Here is a 13,629-nt window from a genome sequence, read left to right on the forward strand (position 1 = left end):
TGCGGTGGATGCACCGTTGGAGGGCAAAATGACATACAAGGTGTACGGCGACTATCGGTCCGGTAATTGCTACAAGGTGAAGCTGATGCTGCACTTGCTGGGGCGATCGTATGAGTGGGTTCCGGTGGATATCCTGCGCGGTGAAAGCCGTGAGGCAGCATTTCTGAAAAAGAATCCCAACGGCAAGATACCGGTGCTCGAGCTGGAAGACGGTAGCTGCCTGTGGGAATCGAACGCAATCCTCAACTTCCTCGCTGAAGGAAGTGAATTCCTGCCGGCCGATGCCCGGTTGCGGACCCAGGTTCTGCAGTGGCAGTTCTTCGAGCAATACAGCCATGAACCCTTCATCGCTGTGGCGCGGTTCATCAAGGTTTATCTGGGTTTGCCGGACGATCGCCTCGATGAATATGCAGCCAAGCAACTGGACGGTTATCACGCGCTTGATGTCATGGAGCAGCAGCTGCTACGCACGCCCTATCTGGTTGGCGAGCACTACTCGATCGCTGATGTTGCGCTCTACGCCTATACGCACGTTGCTGGGGAGGGCGGTTTCAGCCTGGCGCGGTACCCGGCCATCAGTGCCTGGCTGCAGCGTGTGGCCAGTCATCCGCGCCATGTCGGCATGTTCGATTGAAAGGAAGCGCGTAGCCGCGAGCTTTTTGAATGGTCAGCCATAAGCTGACAGGCTTGGTCTGCAAAGGCTTTGCGGCTAATAGCTGACCTTATTTGACCAGGCCGAGAAATTCACTACGGGTGGCGGCATTTTCGCGGAATTGGCCGAGCATGACCGAGGTGACCATCGATGAGTTCTGTTTCTCGACGCCGCGCATCATCATGCACATGTGCTGCGCTTCGATCACGACTGCGACACCCCATGCACCCGTAACCTGCTGAATCGCTTCTGCAATCTCGCGGGTGAGGTTTTCCTGGATCTGCAGTCGGCGGGCATACATGTCAACAATGCGAGCGACTTTCGACAGGCCGAGCACCTTGCCGTTGGGCAAATAAGCGACATGCGCCTTGCCGATGAAGGGCAGCATGTGGTGTTCGCACAACGAATAGAGCTCGATGTTCTTGACCAGTACCATTTCGCTGTTATCGGAGCTGAACAGCGCGCCGTTCGTGACGTCCTCGAGCGTCTGCTGGTAACCCTTGCACAGGTACTGCATGGCTTTAGCGGCGCGCTTGGGCGTATCGAGCAGGCCCTCGCGGTTGACGTCCTCGCCGAGTTGGCCAAGGATCGCTGTGTAATGTGTTTCCAGGGACATGTGACTACCTGTCAGGCTTGCAAAAAAGCGCGAGTGCGAAGGTTAGGGGGTCGACGGCTGGGCTGCAAGCATGCGTCGCGCTGACCGGCTTGATTGCGGCGCTTGGATTATTCGTCGCGGCCTTCGAGCATGGTCCGTTTGAGGATTACATATACCCCGCCGGTGCCGCCATGTCTTGGTAGGCAAGAGGTGAAGCCCAATACCTGGGCGTGCTGGCGTAACCAGGTATTGACATGGCTTTTGATCAAGGGGCGCTTACCGTCTTTTCTTGCGGCCTTGCCATGCGTCACACGCACGCAGCGAATCTCGAATTTGCACGCTTCGGCGAGAAAGTCCCAGAGCAGCACGCGGGCTTTCTCAACGCTCAGCCCATGCAGGTCCAGGCTGCCCTCGAATGGAATTTGGCCGGCTTTGAGTTTGCGCATCTGGCTGTCCTGGACACCGTCGCGCACCCAGTACAGCTCATCTTCAGCCGCAACATCAATTACAAACTGATCGGAAAGCCCATCGATCCTGGTATCGCCGTCGCTGATCGAGGCATTGGCACGTAGAGTGGCTATCTGTGCTTTGTTGCTGCGTGGTTTGCCAGTTTCAGCCCGGTCGTGTTCGATAGGCTTGACGCCACGCACAGCTGATCTGAACAGGGAAAAATCATCTTCTTGCATGAGGCCTCCGCTTAAGTCGGCCATTTTATCTCAAAGCTTTTGTCCTGGGCTGCCTTCCCCCTCGAATGCCATGCTGGGCAAGCGCGGACAGACTAACGGCGTTTTTTCAGGCGTGGCGAAAGACTCAACCCGCTCGGTGTATGCATGTGGCGGCGCACACGACGCCGCACGAATGCGCCAAGCAGCAATAGGATCAGACCCAAGGTCAATAGCGTCACCGCGGCTTCCTTGTCCAGAGGCATGCTGGCCAGGGCTCCGATACCGCTAAACAGTGACGCAACACCGGTGCCAATGAAGAGCGCGCCCGCGACGATCAGCAGCAGACCAAGTGCTGCGCCAAGGCGTGAGCCCCGGCTGCGATGTTGCCGAGGGCGGAGACGGCGAGCATCGAATCCATCGGTTCGTTTCATTCCGGTTAGCTCCTCAGGAGCGACTATCAGGCCGTTGGAAAGCGTAGACGAGGCACGCTAGACGCTTTTCGGTGCGGTTGCGCCTTATGCCAGTGCTTCGGCATCAGTCACGCAAACAGCGAAGTTGTCGGCGAGAATGGTCATTTCCATGCGATGCACCTCTGCCGCGGCGATCGCGCCGTCTCCCATCGGCAGGTCACGTGTAGCGCAGGCCTTGTCAACCAGAGTACAGCGGTAGCCGTAGTCCTTTGCCGCGCGGACCGTGGTGCTCACGCTCGAGTGAGTCATGAATCCGCAAACAATGAGGTCGAGGCGACCATGCTGCTGCAGCAGCTCATGTAGTTTCGTGCCGGCGAACGCATTAGGCAGTGTCTTGCCGATCACGGTTTCGCCTGGAAGCGGTGCCGCTTCCGGCATGATCTGACCACGCAATCCTTGGGGGTCGAACAGCCCGCCCGGGATGCCCAGGTGGTGAACATGCACGATGGGTGCGCCAGTCGCGCGGGCGGCGGCCAGCAGCTTGCTGATCTGCTCCAGCGACGAATCCAGATTCGGTAATGCCAGCGTTCCCGTCCGGTATTCTTCCTGAACGTCAATGATGACAAGGGTCGCGTTGGCCAAAGTCGCCGGTGCATAACTGCGGCCACTGAGCTGAAGCATGGTCTGTGGCTTGGACATGACTGACTCCTTGTTCTGAGAGGGGCATGATTGTGGCGCCAGTAGCGCGAGATGTGAACAGCCAATAGGCGATGATTTGGTCATATACATCGGCGTTATGGGCGTTATGCCATCATGTGGAGCCTCAAAGTTCGCGAAACGAGCTGGGCCATCAGCTAGACTTTCGCCCTTTTTAGAGGAGATGCCCTGTGACTGCTTCGTCTTCCCGTTTGCGCACCTTGCGTGACCATATTCGCTGGGCTGTCAGCCGCTTCCACGCCGAACAGCTGTTCTTCGGCCACGGCACGGACAACGCTTGGGATGAGGCTCGCCAGTTGGTGCTCGGTGCCTTGCACTTGCCGTGGGAGATGGCCGACAGCTACCTCGATTGTCGGCTGGAAGACGATGAGCGTGAGCATCTACAGGCTTTGCTGCACCGGCGAATCGAGCAACGCGTGCCTACCGCCTATCTGCTCGGGCAGGCCTGGTTTTGCGGGCTTCCGTTCATCGTGAACGATCACGTACTGATTCCGCGCTCGCCGATTGGCCAATTGATCGAGCGTCGCTTCGAGCCATGGCTGGCGAAGGAGCCCGCACGGATTCTCGACCTGTGTGCCGGTTCCGGTTGCATCGGCATTGCCTGCGCCTATGAATTCCTCGATGCAGAGGTGCTGCTGGCCGACTTGTCTTTCGAAGCGCTGGAAGTCGCCAACCGCAACATTGAACAGCATGGCCTGGACGATCGGGTTTACACCGTACAGGGCGATGGGTTCGATGGGTTGCCCAAGCAGCGCTTCGACCTCATTGTCTCCAATCCACCCTATGTGGACGCTGAAGATTTCGCCGATATGCCTGCCGAGTTCCAGCATGAGCCCGCACTGGGTTTAGCCTGTGGTGACGACGGGTTGAATCTGGTGCGAAGAATACTGGCGGAGGCGGCCGATCACCTGACCGAGACCGGCACCCTCATCGTCGAGGTCGGCAACAGTCAGGTGCATGTCGAAGGGCTTTATCCGGAAGTCGACTTTACCTGGCTCGAGTTCACTGAAGGCGGACATGGTGTTTTTCTGCTCGCGGCCAGTCAGTGCCGGGATCATCAGGCGCTGTTTCGTGAACGGCTCTTGCAGTAGGCGAGGTCGAACGGCCCCGGAGCGTCAGCGGGTTGCGATCCAGATCAGTAGCCCGGCCTGAAACAGGGCGAAGACGATCAGGCAGGCAATGGTGAATCGGAGGGTGCCATCCTCCCGGCGAAGCTTGCTCAAGCGTTCGTGGATATCGCGAATTTGATTTTCCCGCTCGAGCAGATTGCGATCAGCCTGCTCGAGCATCGCTGCAGCCTCTTGCAGTTCGATGATTTGCACCTTTTCGATATTCCAATCAGGCCGCAACGCACTGACACGACTTGCACTGTAGGTCGCCTTGAGCTGCTGGGGCTCGGCATACAGCACATCGAACCCCTGGCTGAGCAGGCAATGATCGCGCCGCAAGCGTGTGTCGTCGCCGGCTATATCTTTGACCGGCAACGCGCCGCCTTCGACCAGATAATGTGCCCAGCGCTTCTGAGCCCAGGCTGCCCCCTGCGCAAGCAGGAAGCGTCCAAGGCCACGGTTTGCCGGTTCTATATACAGACCAGAGTCTGGGCCGAAGCGCACTTCTTTGGCTCGGTGGTCGGCCCAGATTTCCAACAGATTGTGCTGTTTAGACAGCACTTGTCCTGGTATCCGTATGAAGAGCTTCAAAAGGCTCTGCTGAGGCGTATGACGCTCGACCTGGGCCAACTCCACGAACCGTAGCGGGCGCGCCCCGGTGTCTCGGTCAGTGGGCAATGGCGACAGGCGAAGCAGGCGGAAGCGATCCGGGACGAGTTCGGCCCAGGGATGCGGCTGTGGCACAGCGGGCGTCAGGGCCTCGTTGTCGTTAGGTGCTGTTGTGCTGTCTGTCATCTCGGCGTCCATGGGCCTGTGCGGGTCGTTGCGGCAGGCAAGGAGCGTATCGGCCGATAGCGGGCTAACTGGAGGCTGGCAATATGCCGTGCTCGGACAAGAATCGGCTGATCTGTTCCGTCAGTTCATGAGCGATAGGCAATTCGGGGCTGTTATAGGAGGCCATTTGTCCCCCGCGCTCCGGCGGCGTAATGCGCAATACGTGCCCCATCCCTGATATCAGGGCCAACTCCGCGTCGGCTCTGGCTCGCTTCAGGGCCTGGGCATCTTCGCGCCCGACCTGAATGTCGTGAGTGCCCTGGATAATTAACGCCGGTGCTGTGGTGCCCGCGAATGCATTGGCTGGGTCCTGGCGGAACAGCGAGATGAGATAAGGCTGTACGCTCGGGCGGAACAGAATCCGCAATGGGTCGGGCACCTGATCGTGGATTCTTCCTGCCTTGAGCTCATCGATCAGGTAGTACGCGGTTGCCAGCAGCGGCGGCGACAAGCGGCCCTGAAGTTGCTCGCGCAGCAGCGTGTCGATGGGGCGACCGCTGCCTGCAAGGCTGATCAGTGCAGCGGGTTTAACGGTAGGCTCAGCCAGGCTGGCAATCAATGCACCTTCGCTGTGGCCGACCAGCACGACCGCCGAAAACCGCGGATCGGCTTGCAATAGGCGCGTCCAGGCTACTGCATCGGCTACGTAATCCTTCACATCCAGCTGGCTTTCGTCAGGTGCCAGCGCGCGGCTCTGGCCGACGCCGCGCTTGTCATAACGCACGCTGGCGATGCCGCGTTTGGCCAATGCCTGTGCCAGCCGCTTGAGACTATCGTTGTGGCCCATTGGATTGTTGCCGTCGCGGTCGGTCGGGCCTGAGCCGGCTATCAACAACGCGACCGGCAGGGGGGCATCGGACTTTGGATGCAGCAGGCTGCCATGAAGACGCCCGTCCGGCACCTGCACGGTCATCCTCTGATTCAGCAGCGTCTGGGCTTGGACTAAGGGAGCGAGCATGGTGAGCAACGTGAACACTAAAAGGAGGCGCATGGGCAGCAATAAACCATTGGCGAAGCGGGGCGGATACGGAGCGAGCTGACGGTTGTGCGGGTTGGCAGTATGCGCCACCGCTGTAGGCAGCGAAACCGGCGGCGGCTCGGGTATACTTCCGCCCCCTCTTTAGGTCGATCGCGGAGCGCCCTGCATGTCCGGCAATACTTACGGCAAGCTGTTCACCGTTACCACGGCTGGCGAAAGCCATGGTCCGGCATTGGTCGCGATCGTCGACGGCTGTCCGCCGGGCCTGGAGCTGAGCGCCGCTGACTTGCAGCGCGACCTCGATCGACGCAAGCCTGGCACCAGCCGGCATACCACCCAGCGTCAGGAAGCGGATGAGGTTGAAATCCTTTCCGGCGTATTCGAAGGCCGTACGACCGGCTGCCCCATTGGCTTGCTGATCCGTAACACGGACCAGAAATCCAAGGACTATTCGGCAATCAAGGACCAGTTCCGTCCCGCTCATGCCGACTACAGCTATCACCACAAGTACGGTCTGCGTGACTACCGCGGCGGTGGTCGCAGCTCAGCCCGCGAAACCGCCATGCGCGTCGCTGCCGGCGCCATCGCCAAGAAATACCTGGCAACGTTGGGCATCCAGGTGCGCGGCTACATGAGCCAGCTGGGGCCGATCGAAATTCCATTCAAGACCTGGGAAAGCGTTGAGCAGAACGCATTTTTCAGCCCGGACCCGGACAAGGTGCCGGAGCTGGAGGCGTATATGGATCAGTTGCGTCGTGATCAGGATTCGGTTGGTGCCAAAATCAGTGTCGTCGCCGAAGGCGTGCCTCCAGGGCTTGGCGAGCCGATTTTTGACCGTCTCGATGCTGAACTGGCCCATGCCCTGATGAGCATCAATGCGGTGAAGGGCGTTGAAATCGGTGCCGGCTTTGCCAGCGTCGCCCAGCGTGGCACCGAGCACCGTGACGAGATGACGCCGGACGGTTTCCTTTCCAACAATGCAGGCGGCGTTCTGGGCGGCGTTTCGTCCGGTCAACCGATCATCGCACATCTTGCGCTCAAGCCGACGTCCAGTATCACCACGCCGGGCCGCTCGATCGACGTCGACGGCAATCCCGTGGATGTCATCACCAAAGGTCGTCACGACCCCTGCGTGGGTATCCGTGCGACGCCGATCGCCGAAGCGATGATGGCCATCGTTTTGCTGGATCATCTACTGCGCCATCGGGGGCAGAATGCCGATGTGCTGGTGGGTACGCCGGTATTGGGGCAACTCTAAGCTTGCGGCTGGGAGCCTGAAGCCGGAAATCGAGCAAACCGCTCGTTCCTGCCTCTAGTCGCTTTGCTTCCAGCTACTGGCTTTTTCGCCTATGGCAGCTTTGATTCCCTACTGGCGCCTGTCCGGTTTCTACTTTTTCTACTTTGCGCTGCTCGGTTCGGCAGCGCCGTTTCTCGGCCTCTATTTCGACCATCTTGGCTTTACTGCCGAGCGCATTGGCGAGCTGGTGGCCATTCCCATGCTGATGCGCTGCCTGGCACCAAACCTGTGGGGTTGGCTGGGCGATGTCACAGGCCGGCGTCTGACGATTGTTCGTATTGGAGCAGTCTGCACGCTGATTTCGTTCAGTTTGATCTTCTACAGTAAAAGTTACGCCTGGCTGGCATTGGTGATGGCGCTGCATGCGTTCTTCTGGCATGCGGTGTTACCGCAGTTCGAGGTCATCACCCTGGCGCACCTGCACGAACAAGCGTCTCGCTATAGTCAGATTCGCCTATGGGGCAGCATCGGTTTCATCGCGGCGGTGGTGGGACTTGGGGCGCTGTTCGAGCATCTGAGTCTCGACATTTATCCGGTGGCGGTGCTGACAGTCATGGTCGGTATCGTGATCAGCAGTGTATGGGTGCCCAACGCGGTGCCGGCGGAGCGTCCTGAGCCGGAGGGGCAGGGTGGTTTTTTTCGTCAGCTATGCCGTCCGGGTGTATTGGCATTCTTCGTGTGTGTCGGTCTGATGCAGGTCAGTCATGGCCCGTACTACACCTTTTTCACCATTCATCTCGAAACGCTCGGCTATGGCCGTGGCACCATCGGCCTGCTTTGGGCGCTCGGGGTCGTAGCGGAAATCCTGATCTTCCTGGTGATGGCTTCGCTGCTGGCGCGCTTTTCGTTGCGCCAGGTTCTTGCCGCTAGCTTTCTACTGGCCGCGCTACGCTGGTTGCTGCTGGGTACGCTGGCCGATCATTTGGGCGTGCTGTTGATTGCGCAACTGATGCACGCGGCCACGTTCGGCAGCTTTCACGCAGCGGCGATTCATTTCGTCCAGCGCAGCTTCGGCCACCGCCAGCAAGGGCAGGGGCAGGCGCTCTATGCGACCCTTGCAGGGGTTGGCGGAGCGTTGGGTGCGCTTTACTCCGGCTATAGCTGGGCCAGTCTCGGCCCTTTATGGACGTTCGCCATCGCCAGCCTGGCCTCGCTGGTCGCAGCCGTTATCATCGCTATCCCAAGCAGGAACTCGGCATGACTGCTATCCGGGACGACCTGGCGCAGGCCATTATCGAAGCTGGCCAGTTTCTCTATAGCAAAGGTTGGTCGCCGGCCACCAGCAGCAACTATTCGGCTCGCCTGACGAGTGCTGAAGTGCTACTGACGGCCTCCGGCAAGCACAAGGGACAACTGACGGCGGATGATCTGCTGGCTGTGGATATGAATGGTCTTAGCCTGGAACTGGACAAGAATCCTTCCGCCGAGACTCTGCTGCACACCCAGTTGTACCGCTGGAAGTCCGAGATCGGTGCGGTGCTGCACACCCACTCGGTCAATGCGACGGTGCTCTCGCGCATATGCCACAGTGATTCGCTGGTGTTGGTCGATTACGAGCTGCAGAAGGCGTTCAGTGGGGTTTCATCGCATGAATCGCAAGTGCTGGTACCCGTGTTTGAAAACGACCAGGATATCCGGCGACTCGCCGCGCGGGTTCAGCCTTGGCTGAACGAACACCCTGATTGCGTCGGCTACCTGATACGTGGGCACGGCCTCTACACCTGGGGCGCCCACATGAAGGATGCACTGCGCCAGATCGAGGCGTTCGAGTTCCTTTTCGAGTGCGAACTGAAGCTGCGGATGCTGCAAAGCCTGTAGCGGGAACTCTTTTTACGCGCCACCTCGCCGACATTTTTACAACCCCGGGGCAGCTATCCCGGCCGGAGAGATACAGTATGAGCATTCTCAGCGTTTATCAGGACACTGCGCCCGAGCAGCCACTCAAAGTGCTCACTCATATAGAAGACATCGCCGCCACGCTGGCCGACGTCGGAGTGCGCCTGGAACGCTGGGAAGCCAGCGCGCCCATTCGCGCCGGCGCAAGTTCAGAGGAGGTGATTGCCGCCTACCGTCCGCAGATCGATCGACTGATGAGCGAACGCGGTTACGTCACGGTCGACGTCATCAGCCTGATCCGCGACCATCCACAGAAGGCAGAGCTTCGCGCCAAGTTTCTTGAAGAACACCAGCACGCCGAGGACGAGGTGCGTTTCTTTGTGGTCGGCCGCGGGTTGTTCACGCTGCATATCGAGGACAGGGTGTATGCCGTGCTGTGCGAGAAGAGTGACCTGATCTCGGTACCAGCCGGAACCCGGCATTGGTTCGATATGGGTGAGGACCCTCACTTCGTTGCCATTCGCCTGTTCAACAATCCAGAAGGCTGGGTCGCGCAATTCACCGGGGCAGATATCGCCGGCGGTTTCCCGCGCCTGGAGGATTTCTAATGCCGGTCAAAGCCATCCTTACCGATATCGAAGGCACCACCAGCGCAGTGAGTTTCGTCTTCGACGTACTGTTTCCTTATGCCCGCGAACACTTGCCAGATTTCGTGCGCAACCGTGCGACAGAGCCGGCGGTGGCGGAACAGATCGAGGCGGTACGCGGTGAGAGCGGTGAGCTGGATGCGAATATCGAGCGCATTGTCGAGATTCTGCTGGGTTGGATGGCCGATGATCGAAAGGCTACGCCCCTAAAGGCACTGCAAGGCATGGTCTGGGCCGATGGCTACCGCGCTGGACAGCTCAAGGGACACGTCTATGCGGATGCGGTGAACAGCCTGCGTCGTTGGCATGATCAGGGCTACGCGCTCTACGTCTATTCCTCCGGGTCGGTACAGGCACAGAAGCTGATTTTCGGGTGCGCTGAGGTGGGCGACCTGACGCCGTTGTTTTCTGGCTATTTCGATACCGGTAGCGGGCATAAGCGCGAGCCTATTTCCTACGTGCGAATTGCCGGGTCGATCGGCTTGCCACCCGACGAGATTCTCTTTCTTTCCGATGTCGTGGAAGAGCTGGACGCCGCGGAACAGGCGGGCATGCACACCTGCGGCCTGGTGCGCGAGGGTGGCGAGCTGGCTGGTCATCCTGCGGTCGCCAGCTTCGACGCGATTGATCCGCGCCGTTACTGAGCTGATCGCATACTGAACCCTCAAACCAGCCAGGCATCCTAATTACGAACTCACCGTAATTTGGAGTCTTGTCATGACCGATGCCTTCGGCGGTATTTTTGGCCTGCTTATCCTGGCACTGGATATCTGGGCAATCATCAGTGTGGTGCGTAGCGACAGCAGCACTGGCAAAAAGGCTCTCTGGGTATTGCTGATCGTCATCCTGCCGGTGTTGGGCCTGATCATCTGGGGCATCATGGGGCCGCGTGGCAATCGGCCAGATGAGCGCAACCTGAGGCCCTAACGCGTGGAAGCGTGGAGCACACTGCTGGCCTTGATCGTGTTGGTGGCCGATATCGTGGCCATCGTGCAAATCTGGCGAAGTCGGATCGAGGTCGGCCGCAAGACCATCTGGAGCCTTGTCGTCGTGCTGTTGCCGGTCGTCGGGCTAATCATGTGGTTTGTTGCCGCTGGACATTTCGCCAAGGTCAGGTTGTGAATTGCGCATAGCAATTCTGGTCGCGTTGCTGCTTTCAACCTGCAGCATCTGGGCTGGTGAAGAGGCGGCGTGGGCGGCGATGCGTGAGGGGCGCGCTGTATTGCTCATGCGTCACGCCTCGGCACCCGGAACAGGCGACCCGCCGGGCTTCGTACTCGGGGACTGCACGACTCAACGTAATCTTGACGAAGCCGGACGATTGCAGGCACAGCGATGGGGCGCTTTGCTCCGCAAGAAGGGTATTGATGAGCCGAGACTGCTCAGCAGTCGCTGGTGCCGGGCCCTGGAAACGGCGGAGCTGCTGGGGCTTGCTCCGGTAGAACCTTTGCCAATGCTGGACTCGTTCTTTGTCCAGGCCGACCGGAAAAGCCAGCAGACCGAAGCTTTGCGAGAATTCCTCGGCACATTGCCAGCGACACCCCCCGTCGTGCTCATCAGTCATCAAGTCAACATCACCGCATTAACTGGGATATTTCCACGGTCCGGAGAGGCTTTGATCTTGGCGTTGCCCCTCAAGGACCGACCGCAGGTGCTGGCGAGGATTTCCCCGCCTTAGCCTGCAATGAGGAAATCCCGTAGTTATCCCAGATGTACACGGCAGCGTAGGCTCGCCAGGGGCGCCACGTTTGTGATCGGGGGCAAGTAACTCCCGCGTAGTGACGCCGTTGCGGCCCCATAACGGAGCCTTCAGCAGCCCTAGGTCGGCGGCTGGAAAGGCATCTGCCTCGCCGAATCCTCGTAACGCTATGTACTCGGCAGTCCATGGGCCAATGCCAGGAATCTCGCAAAGACGCCTGACCAGTGCGTCCGAACCATCATCGGTATGCAACTCAAGCGCGCCGTTAGCTACAGCGGCGGACAACCGTTGCAGTGCTGCCACCCGCTTGCCGGGCATACCAATGTTGTCCAGTGTCGCGCTGGCTAGAGTTTCAGGGCGGGGAAACAGCTTGGTTAAGCCATCCGTTCTGCTTGCGGACAGGCAAAGCCATTGTTCGCCAAGCCGTTCGACCAGCCGCCGCGTAATGGTTACCGCCGCCTTCACGCTGACCTGCTGGCCTACGATCGCCCGCACTGCTTGCTCGAACGGATCGAAGGCGCTCGGCAAGCGCAGCCCTGGGGTGGTAGCGACCAGAGGTCCGATGTGAGGGTCTGCAGCAAAATGCCGAGCTATGACTGTCGGATCGGTGTCGAGGTCGAACATCTTCCTAACACGCATCACCAACGCCACGGTGTGTTCGGCTAGTGAATCGCTGAGGGTTAGTTCAAGAACGGGATGTGTGGCGAGCGGCTGCACACTGATCCATCCAACATCGTCACCGACACGCACGGTACGGGAGTAGCGCTCGGGCTCCAGCGCCTCGAGGCCAGGTAGCAAGCGCAGCGCAAAATGCTGGTGGAACTGGGGCCAGCTCCATGGGGCAACGTAAGGAAGGTAGATTGTGATCATCGGTAGACGATAGCCAGCGCTGATGGCGTTGTCTTCACCAAACGGGCTTTGGGAGCGGATGGTTCCTCCTGTCATAAGACCAAAGTAGAATGCTGCTCTTTGTCAGCTGGACAGCCTTCGGGGCCTGTCTGTTACGCCATCCATCAGGGAGACACCCATGAGTGACTATCAGGAAACTCTCTACGAGGGCTACGGCCAGCGCTTCAGGATCGACGAGATGCTGCATGAGGTGCACACCGAGCATCAGCACCTGGTCATATTCGAGAATGCCCGCATGGGGCGCGTGATGGCACTTGACGGGGTTATTCAGACCACCGAGGCAGACGAATTCATCTACCACGAAATGCTCACGCATGTGCCAATTCTGGCTCATGGCCTGGCGCGGCGAGTCCTGATCATCGGGGGCGGTGACGGTGGCATGCTGCGTGAAGTGAGCAAGCACCGCGATGTCGAGAGCATCACCATGGTCGAAATCGACCGCACCGTGGTGGAGACATGCAAGGAATTTCTACCGGAGCATTCGAAGGGGGCGTTCGCCGATCCGCGGCTGAACCTGGTGATCGACGACGGCATGCGTTTCGTGGCAACCACTGACGAGAAGTTTGACGTGATCATCTCCGACTCGACCGACCCCATTGGGCCGGGCGAGGCACTGTTTTCGGAAAACTTCTATCAGGCGTGCCGTCGCTGCCTCAACGATGGCGGCATTCTGGTCGCGCAGAACGGCACACCCTTCATGCAACTGGCCGAAGTCCAGACCACTGCCAAGCGGATGACCGGCTTGTTTCCCGACTGGCATTTCTACCAGGCGGCTGTCCCTACCTATATCGGCGGCGCCATGACGTTCGCCTGGGGTGCATGTGATTCCGACAGCCGCAAGCTGACGCTGGAAACTTTGTGTCAACGTTTCGCTGGTAGCGGAATCGTGACTCGCTATTACAACCCGCACATTCATATCGGCGCGTTCGCGCTGCCTCAGTACGTGTTGCAGGCGATCAGCAAGCCCAGCAACGGCTAGTTCTATCCGCGCGCTGCTACGCGTTGCAGCGCGCGGATCGGTCTAGTCAATCCCGTCGTGATCGCTTCGTTTCACCGTCCCCGTTGCGGATGCGGTTTTTACGTCGTATGTTCCAAGGGCAGCTGCATGCACTGAAGTGTTCAGGGCATCGGCTGCTGCCGTGTGTCTGGCTGAGGTTACGGTCACAGGCGTCCGATCGATGATCGGTCGAACTCCGAGGCGTCGCTGAGGCCTATTGGAAACACCGCACGGTTTCTCTTATCCGACAACCAGGCAACTTACCGCCGGCACTGTCCGGTCG

The 13,629-nt window shown here is 59.3% G+C and carries 17 protein-coding genes and 1 pseudogene; 11 read left to right on the plus strand and 7 right to left on the minus strand.

Features of this window, described 5'->3' with window-relative positions; genetic code table 11:
• Window positions 1-28 precede the first annotated feature (28 nt).
• On the plus strand, window positions 29-634 hold the full coding sequence (locus RT21_RS00255; protein ID WP_045427839.1) for a glutathione S-transferase family protein: 606 nt from the start codon (window positions 29-31) through the stop codon (window positions 632-634).
• A gap of 88 nt (window positions 635-722) precedes the next feature.
• Here RT21_RS00255 and folE read toward each other — a convergent pair whose 3' ends face one another.
• From folE to RT21_RS00275, 4 genes are all read right to left on the minus strand, one after another.
• Window positions 723-1,268: a GTP cyclohydrolase I FolE gene (folE, locus tag RT21_RS00260; RefSeq protein ID WP_045427837.1), complete on the minus strand. Its 546-nt coding sequence runs from the start codon at window positions 1,266-1,268 to the stop codon at window positions 723-725.
• Window positions 1,269-1,375: 107 nt separating this feature from the next.
• Complete coding sequence (locus tag RT21_RS00265) at window positions 1,376-1,933, minus strand: Smr/MutS family protein (protein WP_046161135.1); 558 nt, start codon at window positions 1,931-1,933, stop codon at window positions 1,376-1,378.
• A 92-nt stretch (window positions 1,934-2,025) separates the two neighbouring features.
• On the minus strand, window positions 2,026-2,343 hold the full coding sequence (locus tag RT21_RS00270; RefSeq protein WP_046161136.1) for a hypothetical protein: 318 nt from the start codon (window positions 2,341-2,343) through the stop codon (window positions 2,026-2,028).
• 84 nt (window positions 2,344-2,427) lie between these two features.
• A complete protein-coding gene (locus RT21_RS00275; RefSeq protein WP_046161137.1) occupies window positions 2,428-3,021 on the minus strand; it encodes a cysteine hydrolase family protein in 594 nt (197 codons plus the stop codon).
• Window positions 3,022-3,209: 188 nt separating this feature from the next.
• On the opposite strand from RT21_RS00275, the gene prmB reads away from it, so the two are divergent.
• Entirely contained in the window at window positions 3,210-4,130 is a 921-nt protein-coding gene (gene prmB / locus RT21_RS00280; protein ID WP_046161138.1) for a 50S ribosomal protein L3 N(5)-glutamine methyltransferase, read from the plus strand.
• 24 nt (window positions 4,131-4,154) lie between these two features.
• On the opposite strand, the gene RT21_RS00285 is transcribed toward prmB, so the two are convergent.
• Window positions 4,155-4,943, minus strand: coding sequence for a hypothetical protein (locus tag RT21_RS00285; RefSeq protein ID WP_046161426.1), 789 nt, complete (start codon window positions 4,941-4,943; stop codon window positions 4,155-4,157).
• 64 nt (window positions 4,944-5,007) lie between these two features.
• On the minus strand, window positions 5,008-5,973 hold the full coding sequence (locus tag RT21_RS00290; RefSeq protein ID WP_046161427.1) for an alpha/beta hydrolase: 966 nt from the start codon (window positions 5,971-5,973) through the stop codon (window positions 5,008-5,010).
• Between the two features lie 154 nt (window positions 5,974-6,127).
• Between RT21_RS00290 and aroC the strand changes: the two genes are divergently transcribed.
• The 8 genes from aroC (at window position 6,128) to RT21_RS00330 (ending at window position 11,419) form a co-directional block, all read left to right on the plus strand.
• Window positions 6,128-7,219 carry a chorismate synthase gene (gene aroC, locus RT21_RS00295; protein WP_045427828.1) on the plus strand — a complete coding sequence of 364 codons (1,092 nt, stop codon included), beginning with the start codon at window positions 6,128-6,130 and terminating at the stop codon, window positions 7,217-7,219.
• A 91-nt stretch (window positions 7,220-7,310) separates the two neighbouring features.
• Window positions 7,311-8,459 carry an MFS transporter gene (locus RT21_RS00300; RefSeq protein WP_046161139.1) on the plus strand — a complete coding sequence of 383 codons (1,149 nt, stop codon included), beginning with the start codon at window positions 7,311-7,313 and terminating at the stop codon, window positions 8,457-8,459.
• Complete coding sequence (locus RT21_RS00305) at window positions 8,456-9,076, plus strand: methylthioribulose 1-phosphate dehydratase (RefSeq protein ID WP_046161140.1); 621 nt, start codon at window positions 8,456-8,458, stop codon at window positions 9,074-9,076. The genes RT21_RS00300 and RT21_RS00305 overlap by 4 nt, the downstream gene beginning before the upstream one ends.
• A 77-nt stretch (window positions 9,077-9,153) precedes the next feature.
• Entirely contained in the window at window positions 9,154-9,702 is a 549-nt protein-coding gene (locus RT21_RS00310) for a 1,2-dihydroxy-3-keto-5-methylthiopentene dioxygenase (protein WP_046161141.1), read from the plus strand.
• Window positions 9,702-10,385: an acireductone synthase gene (mtnC, locus tag RT21_RS00315; protein ID WP_046161142.1), complete on the plus strand. Its 684-nt coding sequence runs from the start codon at window positions 9,702-9,704 to the stop codon at window positions 10,383-10,385. The genes RT21_RS00310 and mtnC overlap by 1 nt, the downstream gene beginning before the upstream one ends.
• Before the next feature lie 73 nt (window positions 10,386-10,458).
• Window positions 10,459-10,668: a PLD nuclease N-terminal domain-containing protein gene (locus RT21_RS00320; protein ID WP_045427813.1), complete on the plus strand. Its 210-nt coding sequence runs from the start codon at window positions 10,459-10,461 to the stop codon at window positions 10,666-10,668.
• A 3-nt stretch (window positions 10,669-10,671) separates the two neighbouring features.
• Window positions 10,672-10,863 (plus strand): PLDc N-terminal domain-containing protein, encoded by a 192-nt coding sequence (locus RT21_RS00325; protein WP_046161143.1) that lies wholly within the window; start codon window positions 10,672-10,674, stop codon window positions 10,861-10,863.
• On the plus strand, window positions 10,829-11,419 hold the full coding sequence (locus RT21_RS00330) for a histidine phosphatase family protein (RefSeq protein WP_371263589.1): 591 nt from the start codon (window positions 10,829-10,831) through the stop codon (window positions 11,417-11,419). The genes RT21_RS00325 and RT21_RS00330 overlap by 35 nt, the downstream gene beginning before the upstream one ends.
• Here RT21_RS00330 and RT21_RS23110 read toward each other — a convergent pair.
• Window positions 11,376-12,310: pseudogene (locus RT21_RS23110) on the minus strand (DNA-3-methyladenine glycosylase). The gene RT21_RS00330 and the pseudogene RT21_RS23110 sit on opposite strands and share 44 nt — an antisense overlap.
• A gap of 157 nt (window positions 12,311-12,467) precedes the next feature.
• On the opposite strand from RT21_RS23110, the gene speE reads away from it, so the two are divergent.
• The gene (speE, locus tag RT21_RS00340; RefSeq protein WP_045427808.1) at window positions 12,468-13,328 is read left to right on the plus strand and encodes a polyamine aminopropyltransferase; all 861 of its coding nucleotides are present in this window, start codon (window positions 12,468-12,470) and stop codon (window positions 13,326-13,328) included.
• Window positions 13,329-13,629: the final 301 nt, after the last annotated feature.

Origin of the sequence: Pseudomonas sp. 10B238 (assembly GCF_000970615.1) — a bacterium.
Taxonomy (GTDB): Bacteria; Pseudomonadota; Gammaproteobacteria; order Pseudomonadales; family Pseudomonadaceae; genus Stutzerimonas.

Excerpts from the sequence above, each read along its gene's own strand:
- RT21_RS00255 (WP_045427839.1), top strand. The coding sequence starts at position 29 with ATGACATACAAGGTGTACGGCGACTATCGGTCCGGTAATTGCTACAAG.
- folE (WP_045427837.1), bottom strand. The coding sequence starts at position 1,268 with ATGTCCCTGGAAACACATTACACAGCGATCCTTGGCCAACTCGGCGAG.
- RT21_RS00265 (WP_046161135.1), bottom strand. The coding sequence starts at position 1,933 with ATGCAAGAAGATGATTTTTCCCTGTTCAGATCAGCTGTGCGTGGCGTC.
- RT21_RS00270 (WP_046161136.1), bottom strand. The coding sequence starts at position 2,343 with ATGAAACGAACCGATGGATTCGATGCTCGCCGTCTCCGCCCTCGGCAA.
- RT21_RS00275 (WP_046161137.1), bottom strand. The coding sequence starts at position 3,021 with ATGTCCAAGCCACAGACCATGCTTCAGCTCAGTGGCCGCAGTTATGCA.
- RT21_RS00285 (WP_046161426.1), bottom strand. The coding sequence starts at position 4,943 with ATGACAGACAGCACAACAGCACCTAACGACAACGAGGCCCTGACGCCC.
- RT21_RS00290 (WP_046161427.1), bottom strand. The coding sequence starts at position 5,973 with ATGCGCCTCCTTTTAGTGTTCACGTTGCTCACCATGCTCGCTCCCTTA.
- aroC (WP_045427828.1), top strand. The coding sequence starts at position 6,128 with ATGTCCGGCAATACTTACGGCAAGCTGTTCACCGTTACCACGGCTGGC.
- RT21_RS00300 (WP_046161139.1), top strand. The coding sequence starts at position 7,311 with ATGGCAGCTTTGATTCCCTACTGGCGCCTGTCCGGTTTCTACTTTTTC.
- RT21_RS00305 (WP_046161140.1), top strand. The coding sequence starts at position 8,456 with ATGACTGCTATCCGGGACGACCTGGCGCAGGCCATTATCGAAGCTGGC.
- RT21_RS00310 (WP_046161141.1), top strand. The coding sequence starts at position 9,154 with ATGAGCATTCTCAGCGTTTATCAGGACACTGCGCCCGAGCAGCCACTC.
- mtnC (WP_046161142.1), top strand. The coding sequence starts at position 9,702 with ATGCCGGTCAAAGCCATCCTTACCGATATCGAAGGCACCACCAGCGCA.
- RT21_RS00320 (WP_045427813.1), top strand. The coding sequence starts at position 10,459 with ATGACCGATGCCTTCGGCGGTATTTTTGGCCTGCTTATCCTGGCACTG.
- speE (WP_045427808.1), top strand. The coding sequence starts at position 12,468 with ATGAGTGACTATCAGGAAACTCTCTACGAGGGCTACGGCCAGCGCTTC.